At 70.2% G+C, this 11,971-nt stretch carries 4 protein-coding genes; 3 read left to right on the top strand and 1 reads right to left on the bottom strand.

All coding sequences use genetic code 11. The features are described 5' to 3' along the window. The first annotated feature begins 29 nt into the window (after nucleotides 1-29). From IFU40_RS01040 to IFU40_RS01050, 3 genes are all read left to right on the top strand, one after another. Nucleotides 30-3,242: a LamG-like jellyroll fold domain-containing protein gene (locus IFU40_RS01040; protein WP_198424663.1), complete on the top strand. Its 3,213-nt coding sequence runs from the start codon at nucleotides 30-32 to the stop codon at nucleotides 3,240-3,242. Between the two features lie 92 nt (nucleotides 3,243-3,334). Beyond that, nucleotides 3,335-6,673, top strand: coding sequence for a family 43 glycosylhydrolase (locus IFU40_RS01045; protein WP_191925083.1), 3,339 nt, complete (start codon nucleotides 3,335-3,337; stop codon nucleotides 6,671-6,673). 396 nt (nucleotides 6,674-7,069) lie between these two features. Continuing rightward, nucleotides 7,070-10,006, top strand: a complete 2,937-nt coding sequence (locus IFU40_RS01050; protein ID WP_191925084.1) for an immunoglobulin-like domain-containing protein — start codon at nucleotides 7,070-7,072, stop codon at nucleotides 10,004-10,006. A 428-nt stretch (nucleotides 10,007-10,434) separates the two neighbouring features. Here IFU40_RS01050 and araA read toward each other — a convergent pair whose 3' ends face one another. Beyond that, nucleotides 10,435-11,946 (bottom strand): L-arabinose isomerase, encoded by a 1,512-nt coding sequence (gene araA / locus IFU40_RS01055; protein ID WP_191925085.1) that lies wholly within the window; start codon nucleotides 11,944-11,946, stop codon nucleotides 10,435-10,437. Nucleotides 11,947-11,971 lie beyond the last annotated feature (25 nt).

The raw sequence follows: 11,971 nt of genomic DNA on the forward strand, positions 1-11,971 counted from the left end.
CGCGGCGGCGCCGGCTGACAGCGGTCGCCGTGAGCACCACCGCTGCGGCGGCCCTGTGCGCGAGCCTGCTGACGTCCGGGGCCGCCAGCCCCGCCGGCGCCGACGACGCGCTGATCGCCGACTTCACGTTCGACAGCGGCACGACCAGCTTCGCCGGGGCGGGTGCCACCGCCACCACCCAGGGCACCGCCCGCCTCGTGCCCGGCGTCAGCGGCAACGCCGCGCAGCTGGGCAGCGGCTTCTGGCTGAACGTCGCCAAGACGAACGGCTCCCCCCTGCTCGCGGGCCTCGACGACGTCACGATCTCGTACGACAGCAAGCCCGCCGCGTCGGGGAACACCGGTTGGTCGGTGTTCGCCGCTCGCAGCGCCGCGACGCAGACGTACGCGCAGGAGCACTACCTCGGCTTCCTCGACCGCACCACCGGTGTCACCGTCGAGCGTTACGACAACGCGGGCTCGCGCAACTCATCGGGCAACCTGGTCTCGACCGCCGCCACCACGGAGTGGAAGCACGTCGACCTCGTGATCTCGGGCGCCACCGCGCGGCTGTTCGTCGACAAGAAGCTCGTGTCGACCAACTCGACCGGCCCCACGCTCTCGAGAATCCTCGGATCGACCGGCGGCGTGCTGCAGGTGGGCAGAGCCAACTGGGGCGGCGGCGAATACTTCTCCGGCCTCCTCGACAACCTGCGCATCTACAACCGCGCGCTCACCCCGTCGGAGCTCGGACTGGCCACGGCGGCCAGCGACCCGGCCGCGGCGCTCAGTATTCCGGCACGCATCACGGGCGGCCTCCCCTCGTCGGTGCTCGGCAGTGCGGTGACGTGGTCGGCATCCGGTGCGGGCGCCTCGCTCGTCGCCGCCGATGGAAAGGTCACCCGTCCCGCCTCCGGCCCGGTCGCGGTCGAGCTGACAGCGACGATCGCCGGCGTCACCTCCCCCGTCACAGCCTCGGCGCAGATCCTCGACGCCGGCGGCGACATCGCCACCTACGTCAAGACGGTCACGACGACCAACGGCGTGAAAGACGACCCCCTCGCCTACAACGACGACCGCCGCGCCGACGCCCTGTTCGTCTCGGCCCGCCCGTCGGGCGCCTCGACCTGGGAGCCGCTGAACCGCTCGCAGGCCATCCTCTACGCCACCTGGAACGGCTCGCAGACCACCAACCCGAACGCCCAGGTCGGCTCGCCCACCCTCATCCGGTTCGCCGACGGCACCCTCGGCGCGGTGGCGGCGCAGAACAACGCCACCGACTCGGTGTACGTCTGGGACGCCCCCGACGGCGCGACCTTCCGCAACCAGCGCACCGTCAAGATCGCCTCCGACGGATCGGTCGTGAACAACCCGCGCATCGAGTTCGACGCCGCCAGCCAGAAGTACAAGGCGTACTGGACCGACGAGCTCACCGGTGAAGGCCGCGTCGCGCGACTCGACGGGCTCACCGCCACCAGCACCCCGACCGCGGCGACGAAGGCCGACGTGCGCACGCTCGGCGTGGTCGGCGCGGGTCTGCCCGGCTTCACCGCGCAGGCGCAGGCCAGCTCGTTCACCCTCTCGAAGGCCGAGTTCGACATCTTCTACAAGAACTACGTCGACCTGCAGAACACCGGCGTCCGGGCCCCCGCCGACGTGCAGATCGAGAACGGGAAGAAGGTGGATGCCGCAGCCCTTCCCGGCACCGTCACCCTCGACTACAACGACGGCTCCACCAAGAACCTGCCCGTGACGTGGGACGCCGAGGACCTGGCATCCATCGATTCGCGTACGCCCGGCACCTACGAGGTGTCCGGTCTCGTGCAGCAGACCGCCGAAGAGATGGTCAACGACGCGCGGGCCGATCCGCACCTCTTCTTCAACGAGGACGACGGCTTCTGGTATCTCACGGGCTCGCACTACTCGATCCCGTCGAACGCCCCGAACGACCAGCTGATCGACGCCAACGCCTATCGCAAGATCGGCCTGAAGCGCGCGACCACCATCGCGGGCCTCAAGGACGCCCCCGAGCAGATCGTCATCGACCCCGATGCGGGCACCCCCGGCAAGCAGGCTCAGTACCCCAACACCTTCTACGGCTGGGGCGGATACATCTGGGCGCAGGAGTTCCACAAGATCAACGGGCAATGGTGGATCGTCGCCGGCATGAACCGCGGGTACGCGCCCACCGACGGCTGGTGCGACAACACCGTCCTGATCCCCTACACCGGCACCGAGGAGTCGCTGCGCAACGGCGGTCTGGTGGACCAGGCGAACTGGGGAGAACCCACCATCCTCGAAGGGGCCGCGTTCGACGTCTCGTATCTGGAGCGCGAGGAGAACGGCGTGACACAGGGCTACTGGGTCATGCCGAACAGCGCGAAGCTGCTCATCGGCAAGGCGAAGATGGGCCCGAAGGGCACCGTTCCGCTGATCGACGGCGGACTCAGCGAGGTCTACGCGATCAGCCAGCCGTGGGAGTACGGCAAGCAGTCGCCGACGCCCTCCGACACCACCGAGGGCGGCGACCAGGGCGTCGTGGAAGCGCCCTACATGGTCGAGCACGGCGACGACATCTACCTCACCTACTCGGGCGGCACGGTCGACAAGTACTACGACATCGGCATGCTGCGCGCCGACAAGACGGCCGACCTGAAGAACCCGGCGAGCTGGACGCTCGTGCCCTCCCCCGTGCTCACCACCAACGACACCTTCACCGGCCGCATCGGCGGCGCGGGTCAGGGCGGCACCGGGCACAACTCGTTCGCGACCGACCCGGCCGGCAACCTGGTGCTGGCCTACCACGCGCGCCCGTACCCCGAGCCGCACACCGGCGGTGCCGCGGGCGGTCTGTTCGACCCCGACCGCAACAGCTGGTTCAAGGCGGTGAACGTCCGCGCCAACGGCATGCTCGACCTGTCGCTGACGGCACAGCAGGAGGTCGCCCCGGCCAACCGCACCGTCACCGCGCGGGTGGTGGTGGCCGCGGCCCCGGCCGGCGTGCAGGCGAGCGTCGCGACGCGCTGCGTCGCGGGCAAGGTGACCCTCGTCACGACGGTCAGCAACACCGGCACGGCGCCCGCGTCCGGAACCATCGCCGGCACCTACGGCTGGACCGCCTTCACCGATCTGGGCGCGGGCAAGTCCGTGTCCAAGACGCAGTCCACCCGCAGCGCGTCCGTCGACGCGGGCACCGTCACCGTGACAGTGAAGGGCGCCCCCACCCCGGTGACCGCGGACTACCGCGCCACTAGCTGCCGATGACCGACCGACTCGACTCGACGAAGAGGAGAAACACCGTGACACGAAAGACCAGCGCGCCCGCCCGGGGCGCATTCCGCCGACGCTGTGCGGGGGTGATCTCCACCGCCCTCGGCTTCGCCCTCGTCGTCAGCGGCGTCGGGGTCTCGGGCGCTGCGAGCGCCGCCGAGCCCGCATCACTCGTGGCGTCGTACGACTTCTCCGAGACGGAGGGCACCGTGGTGCGCGACACCTCGGGGGCCGGCCGCGACGCCGCCGTCGTCGGCGGCCCGACCTGGCGGGGCGGCTCGCTGCAGCTCACCGGGTCGAATCACGTGAATCTGCCCGACAACCTGCTCGCCGGGCAGAGCTCCGCCACGATCATCATCGAGACGAACCCCGTGGCCCTGTCGGGCGCGAAGTTCCTCTGGAACATCGGCGGCTCGGGCGACAACGCGACGGGACAGTTCTTCATCCAGCCGGTCGCCCCGCGACTGGCGATCAGCCCGACGAACTGGCGCAACGAGCAGAGCGTCACCTCGACGACCCGGCTCGCCGAGAACCGCTGGCAGTCGGTGGCGGCGACCATCGAGAAGAACGCCGGGGGCACCACCTCGACGCTCACTCTCTACATCGACGGTGCCCTCGTCGCGCAGAAGACCGACTCGACAGCGGCGCTGAGCGACCTCACCACGCACACGATGAACTACATCGGGCGCAGTGCATACGGCGGCGACTCGCTCTACCAGGGCGGTGTCTCGTCATTCCGCGTCTACAACGCGGCCCTGTCGGCCGGTGACATCGCCGCGGCGTCGGCGACGGATGCCACGGCCACGGCATCCGAGGTCGTCGCCGGAATCGACCTGGCCGGCGCCAACGCCCAGAGCCTGTCGGCCGTCGAAACCGATCTCGTGCTGCCGACGACCGGCGGCGTGACCTGGACCTCGTCGCCCTCGGGCATCGTCGCCGCCGACGGCAAGGTCACCCGGCCGTCCTCGTCGACCGCGGTCACCCTCACCGCCACGGCCACCGTGCGCGGCAAGGCCGCCGCGCGCACCTTCGACGTCACCGTGCTGCCCGCCCCGAGTGCCGCCGCCCAGGCGGCCAAAGCCGCCGCGACCCTCGTGCTGCCGTCGGTGCTCGAGAGGGGATACGTGCTCCCGGTGACCGCGCAGGGGCTCCCCGTGGCGTGGTCGCACGTCTCGGGAGCAGGCTCCGTCGCGAACGGCAGCATCGCCACCGCCCCCGCGGAAGGCCTCGCGGCCGCAACCCTCGAGGCCGTCGTCGGCTCAGGTGCCGACGCGGCGACCACCCAGATCCCGGTGCGCATCGCAGAGTCCGGCGCGTCGCGGCTCGCGACGTACACGACGTCGAAGAACACCCGCGGCGGAGACGACCCCGAGGTCACGCGCAGCGCCCACCTCGCACTGAGCGGCGACGGCACCGCGTACACGCCGCTCAACAGCGGCGCCGGTGTCGTGTTCCCCCAGGTCACCGGCATGACCGAGCAGGCGAACGGAACCACCCGCTACCTCGGCTCGCCGTACATGTTCCGCCTCGAGGGCGACCAGGGCTACGGGCTCATCGCCCGCCGCACCGACGCCTCGGGCGCGGCCGATGCCGCCGGCGCGCTCGTGTTCACCTCTCCTGACCTGGTCACCTGGACCGAGCGCAGCTTCCTGCCGCTGCCCGGGCAGGGCGCCACCGGAGCCGTGTCGGCCGAGTGGGACGCCCGCGTCAGCGCCTACCGCGTGGTGTGGACGAGCCCCGCGGGTTCCGCCCTGACCGGCACGACCACCGCGTTCCAGACGGTCACCGCACAGGGCGCCGGGCAGCAGCCCGCCGGCCGCACGGCGAGTATCGGCGTCCCCCACGCCGAGACCGCGAGCGTCATCCCCGTCACCGCGGCCGAAGCCCGGTCGGCATCCGATCGGCTCGGACGCGTGCGCAACACCGGCGTGCAGGCACCGAAACCGGTCAGCCTGACCGCCGGCGACGCGCTGACCCTGCCCGAGAAGGTCACCGCCGACTACTCCGACGGCGGCACGCACGACTTCCGCATCACGTGGGACACCTCGAACGTCGACGCGACCACGCCCGGCACGTACACGGCCACCGGGACGCTGCAGCGCACCGACACGAACTTCCCGCTCGTGGCCAACCGCGCCGACCCGCACGTGCTGCGCTACACGCTGCCCGACGGCAAGAAGACCTGGCTCTACATCGCGACGGACGACGCCGGTCAAGACGAGTTCTTCATCCGCCAGGCCGACACGATCGCGGGTCTTTCGAGCGCCGCCGACAACCGCATCCTCGGTTTCGGCCTCTCGGGCACCAGCGTCAACGCCCAGTTGTGGGCGCCCGAGCTGCACGTCGTCGACGGCGACCTGTACATCCTGTTCGCCGCCAACGCCGAGAGCAGCAACTGGTGGGCCGGCGTGCAGTCGTACACGATGCGGCTGAAGCCCAGCGGCAGCCCGCTCGTGCGCGCCGACTGGGAGGCGCCGCAGCGCGTCCTCGACCAGGCCGGTCAGCCTCTCACCACGTACGGTCAGGGCATCACCCTCGACATGACCCACTTCGAAGACGACGGCACCGACTACGTCATGTGGTCGGAGCGCGTGGTCGCACCCTCGACGGGCCCGGCCGTGCTGAAGATCGCCAAGGTCACGCCGAAGGCGTCCGGGTCGTGGCAGCTGGCCAGCGCGCGCTCGACGGTCGCCTTCCCCGACCGAGGCTGGTCGAACAACACCTCGCCGGTGACCGAAGGTCCGTTCGTCATCCAGCGAGACGGCAAGGTCATGATCACGTTCTCGGGTTCGAACATCGACTGGACGTATGCCGTGGGCCTGCTCACGGCGGAGTCCGGTGCCGATCTGCTCGACCCCGCCGTCTGGAACGTGCGCAACAGCTCCATCTGGAGCTACGAGGGCGCGTTCTCGAACAACTGGGGTCCGGGTCACAACTCGTACACCTATGACGACGACGGCAACCTGCTCAACGTCTTCCACGCGAAGGCGACGCAGAACGGCAGCCGCGACTCCGGCATCCGGATGGTCTACTTCCGCCAGGACGACAGCCCCATCCTCGACATGACGGATGCCGAGTGGCTCGCAGCCGGTAACCGCACGGTGACCGCGACCGTCACGGTCACCAGCCCCGTAAAGCCGTCGGTGCAGATCGTCGCCGGCAGCCGGTGCGTCGCGGGCAAGGCCACCCTGTTCGCGACGCTGACCAACTCGGGGACCGCCACCGCCGATGCCCGCGTGACGTCGCCGTTCGGTGTCACCGAGGCGAACGGCATCGCGGCGGGGAAGTCGAAATCGGTCACCTTCGCCACCCGGTCGACGAGCCTCGCCGCGGGTTCCCTCACGGCGGCGGTGTCGACCGAGGTGAACGGAACGCGGGTGCAGGACACGGTGACGGCCGACTACGCCGCACGCAACTGCGGCTGAGACCCGTTCGGCGACGAGGGTGCGTCCGCCCGTGGGCGGGCGCACCCTCGTCGCTCGTTCCGACGTTCCGGCGCGCGGCGGAGTCCGGGCGTGCCCGATGTCACGGCACCGGCCGGGGCACGGTGGGCGCCGATGTCGCGGCGCCCGGGGTCACGGGTACCGGGTTGAGTCCCTCACCGCGCTCGCGGCGCATCGAGGCCCTCCCGCCCATCTCGCGCTTGACACCTCACGACGCCGGTCCTAGCGTTTGATTACCGGGTGTTCCCGGTAACAAGACAGCCCTCGACCGCTCCGCGGTCTCCTGAAGACCGCGATGACGCGTGTCACGGCGCCCCCGACGTCGACGTCCCGGGCTCAGATGCGCATCGCGTCACCCGAAGAGCAAGGACGCCCGCAATGCGCACGCGCACACGTTCACCTCAGTGGAGAAAGGGCCTGGCCGTCACCGCCGCACTGGCTCTCTCGATGACCGGATTGGGCGCCACCGCGACGGCCGCCCACGCGGCCACCGGGCCGCAGCCCCTCATCCACTACTCGTTCGATGAGACCGGCGGTGCGAACGGCGCAACGGTCGCCGACTCGAGCGGGAACAACCACACCGCCACCGTCCGCCAGAACGGCGGCGACATCTCCGGCGGCAGCCTGTCGCTGCCGGGCGGCGCCCGCGGAACCGCGGCCTACCTCGACATCCCCGCCGCTCCGCTGGTCGGCAAGAAGGACCTCACCATCTCGACGTGGCTGACGCCGCGTTCGGGCAATGGCAATCTCGCCGCGGCCTTCATCGGCGCCCCCGTCGCCTCGGGCGCGTCGTTCTCGTCGGGCTACTGGCTGCTCAATCCCGCCAACCCCAACGGCTACGTCAAGTCGGTCGTCACCAACACGGTCAACGCGGGCGCCCCGTGGGGTACCGAGGTCGGCCTCGGCGCCACCAACGCCGCCTCCACGGGCGCGCGCACGCCGGCCGGCCTGAGCCTGTACACCACCGTCATCAACGGCACCACCGGTCAGCTGAGCGTCTACGTCAACGGCGCGCGCATCTCGCAGAACGCGATCGGTCGCGACGTGGCGTCGTTCGGCTCGAGCCTCGTCGCCCACCTCGGTCGCTCGACCTACAACGACCCGGCCTGGAGCGGCCTCGTCGACGACTTCGCCGTCTACTCCTCCGCCCTCAGCGACAGCGACGTCCAGGCGCTCTACGGGGCGCAGGCGCTCGATCGCGCCGTGGCCGCGGTGGCCGTCCCCGCCACCGCCGTGTCGAACTTCACCGTTCCGACCACGAGCGCGGGCGCCACCGTCTCGTGGGCGTCGAACAACGCCGCCATCGCCGTCAGCGGCACCACCGCGACCGTGACGCGTCCGGCCGCCGGTTCGGGCGACGCCGCTGTCACCCTCACCGCCACTTTCACCGTCGGCGCTGAGACGCGCACGCAGACCTACAGCGTGACGGTCCCGCAGCAGATCGCCGACTCCGAGAAGGTCTCGCTCGACCTCGCTGCGATCTCGATCCGTAACCTCGACAACGTCCGCGGCAACTTCTCGGTGCCCACCACCGGCGCCGAGGGCTCGACCATCTCGTGGTCGATCGCCGCGGCCGGGGCGACGAACGCCGAACTGCGCGCGGGCGTCCGCGACAACTCCCGCACGGTCGAGGTCAAGCGCCCGGCCGCGGGCTCCCCCGCCATCGACGTGCAGCTCACCGCCGCCGCCACGAACGGCGGCGCGACGTCGAGCCGGAGCTTCACCGCCCGCATCCAGCCCATGCCGGGTGCGACGCAGCAGACCGAGGCGTACTTCTGGACCTTCTTCACCGGCGAGGGAGACGGCGCCGAGCGCGTCAGCATCGCCGCCTCGAAGGGCAACGACGCGCTGACCTGGAACACCCTGAACCAGGGCACGCCCGTCTTCACCTCGACCGTCGGCACCGAGGGTCTTCGCGACCCGTTCATCATCCGGGCACCCCACGGCGACAAGTTCTACATGATCGCCACCGACCTCAAGGTCGCGGGCCTGGCCGGCGGCTTCACCACCGCGCAGATCTCCGGCTCGAAGTACATCGAGGTGTGGGAGTCCGACGATCTGGTGACCTGGTCGGAGCAGCGTCACGTGAAGGTGTCGTCCGACTTCGCCGGCAACACCTGGGCGCCCGAGGCGTACTGGGACGAAGAGCTCGACACGTTCGTGGTCTTCTGGGCGTCGAACCTGTACCCGACCACGAACGTGGCCGACCGCACGGGCGTGACGTACAACCGCATGATGTATGCCACCACCGACGACTTCGTCACCTTCTCGGACGCCAAGGTCTGGAGCGACGTCCGTCGCGGCAACGGTCTCGGCCTGATCGACTCGACCGTGGCGAAGAAGGACGGCGTCTACCACCGCTTCACCAAGGACGAGGCGAGCATGACGATCCGCCACGAGAAGTCCACCGACCTGCTCGCGACCATCTCGGGAACCCTCCCGGGCACGTCGGGCGCGGCGAACCAGTGGACCCTCGTCGAGGAGCGCGTCGCAAGCGGCCTGCCCAACGGCGAGCCGGGCGGCACCTACTCCAGCGGTGAGGGCGCGAACATCTTCGCGGCCAACGAGGGCGACGTGAACAACCTCGACTGGTTCCTGTTCATCGACCAGCCGAACTACCACGGTGGACCCAACCACTACGTGCCGTTCGGCACGAGCGACCTCGACCGCTCCGGCAGCTGGCAGTCGCTCGGCGGCAAGCTCCGTCAGGGCCTGCCGCAGAACGCCGACGGCGGCAAGCCGCGCCACGGCACCGTCATCCCCGTCACGCGCGCCGAATACCAGAAGGTGCTCGAGGCATACGCGCCGAACATCGCGGTCAAGACCGTGGACGCCATCGACGTCGCCACCGACGCCGGCACCGCGCCCGTGCTGCCGCAGGCACGCTTGACCAAGGCCGACGGTTCGGTGCAGACGGTCGACGTGAAGTGGGACGCGGTGGATGCCGGGAAGTACGGCGCCGCGGGCACCTTCACGGTGTCGGGTGTCGCACAGGACGACTCGCGCATGCCGGTCGAGGCCACCGTCACCGTCCGCTCCCTCGTGAAGGTGCAGTTCTCGGCCGAGGCGCGCTGCGTCGCCGGCAAGGTGCAGCTCGTCCTGAAGGCGGTCAACAACGGTGACACGGCGGCCACGCTGGCCATGTCGTCGACCTACGGTTCGAAGAACGCGACGGTCGCCGCGGGCGCCACCACGTCGGCCGTCTTCGCCACCCGCTCGGCGTCGGTTGCGACCGGCGAGGCACAGGTGACCGTGACTCAGGGGTCGGCGACGGGGACGGTCACGGCCGCCCACACCGCGAGGTCCTGCAGCTGACCCCCGCACCGTCCCCCTCGGGTGATGGTGCAGGCCCCGGTGGAGTCCCCCTCCACCGGGGCCCCTGTCGTTCGCGAGCCCGGGCCGCTCTGGCCCCGCCGACGCACGGCTGCGCAATCCCCCGTCTCTGCGACGTCGCCGGTGGGATGTCCGGCCGGACGCCGATCGGGCGCGTCATCGTGCTGGCACAGCGAACGCCGGGCCCACGGCGCCACGAGCACGCGGTTCGCCCGCGATACACATCGGCCACCACTCCCGAAGCGCCGGAACACAGAAGTGCCCCGGACTCTTCGGCAGCCCACCGCCACCTCGAGTCCGGAGCACGATCCGGGCGCCAGGGAACCGGCGCGCGACACACTCCCCGAGCGAACGGGACGCGTGCATCCAGCACCGTCCCCGGATCTCGAAGGATCCGGGGACGGCGGGTCTTACAGGCCCTGGGCCAGGCGGTAGTACGCCTGGTTCCAGCGCAGCTCACTCTGGAAACCGCGGACCGTGGTGTCCTCGTCGATGACGACGAGCTCGGTCTTGGCGATCTCGGCGAAGTCGCGGAAAACCTCGATGCCCACGGCCGTCGTCATGACGGTGTGGTGCGCGGCACCCGCGGCCAGCCAGCACGAGGCCGACGTCGCGAAGTCGGGCGCGGGCTTCCACACGGCGCGACCCACGGGGAGCTTCGGCAGGTCGGGCGCCTCGACGTTCTCGACGACGTTGGCGGTCAGGCGGAACCGATCGCGCATGTCACTGAGGGCGACGACGAGCGCGGGGCCGGGGTCGGCGGTGAAGACCAGGCGCACCGGGTCGTCCTTGCCGCCGATGCCCAGCTCGTGGATCTCGAGGCGCGGCTTGGCCGTGGTGAGCGAGGGCGAGACCTCGAGCATGTGCGCACCGAGGATGCGCTCGGCCCCGGGAACGAGGTCGTAGGTGTAGTCCTCCATGAGCGACGCGCCGCCGGGGAGGCCGGCGCCCATCACGTTCGCGACGCGCACGAGGATCGCCGTCTTCCAGTCGCCCTCGGCGCCGAAGCCGTAGCCCTCGGCCATGAGGCGCTGCACCGCGAGACCGGGGAGCTGTTTCAGCGCACCGAGGTCTTCGAACGACGTGGTGAAGGCGCCGAAGCCGCCCTCCTCGAGGAACGAGCGCAGGCCCACCTCGATCGCGGCGCCATCACGCAGCGACTGGTGACGCGCGGCGCCGGGGAGAAGCTCTTCGGCGACGTCGTAGCTGTCGACGTACTCCTGCACGAGCGCGTCGATCTCGGCATCCGACGCGCTTTCGACGGCCTCGACGAGTTCGTTGACGCCCCAGGTGTTGACCTGCACGCCGAAACGCAGCTCGGCCTCGGTCTTGTCCCCCTCGGTGACGGCGACGAAGCGCATGTTGTCACCGAAGCGGGCGAGCTTGAGGGTGCGCGACGCGGTCCAGCCGGCGGCCGCGCGCTCCCAGTCCTCGATCTGCTGACGCACGACGGGGTTCGACACGTGGCCGACGACCGTCTTGCGCGCGACTCCCAGACGCGTCTGGATGTACCCGAACTCGCGGTCGCCGTGGGCGGCCTGGTTGAGGTTCATGAAGTCGAAGTCGATGTCGTTCCACGGCAGCTCGACGTTCGCCTGCGTGTGCAGGTGCAGCAGCGGCTTCTGCAGGGCGTCGAGCCCCGAGATCCACATCTTGGCGGGGCTGAACGTGTGCATCCACGCGATCACGCCGATGACGTCGTCGCGGCCGTTGATCTCGAGCGCCATGCGGCGGATGCTGTCGGAGTCCTTGAGCACGGGCTTCCAGACGACCTTCACCGGCAGGCCGGAAAGACCCTCGACGACGGCCTGCGACTGTTCGGCGACCTGCTTCAGCGTCTCTTCGCCGTAGAGGTTCTGGCTACCGGTGACGAACCAGACCTCGTAGCCGTCGAGGTCGTTCTTGAGGGGGGTGCGGGTCATGCGGGTATTCCTTCGGTGGGGATGG

Source organism: Microbacterium sp. CFBP 13617 (assembly GCF_014839445.1).
GTDB lineage: Bacteria > Actinomycetota > Actinomycetes > Actinomycetales > Microbacteriaceae > Microbacterium.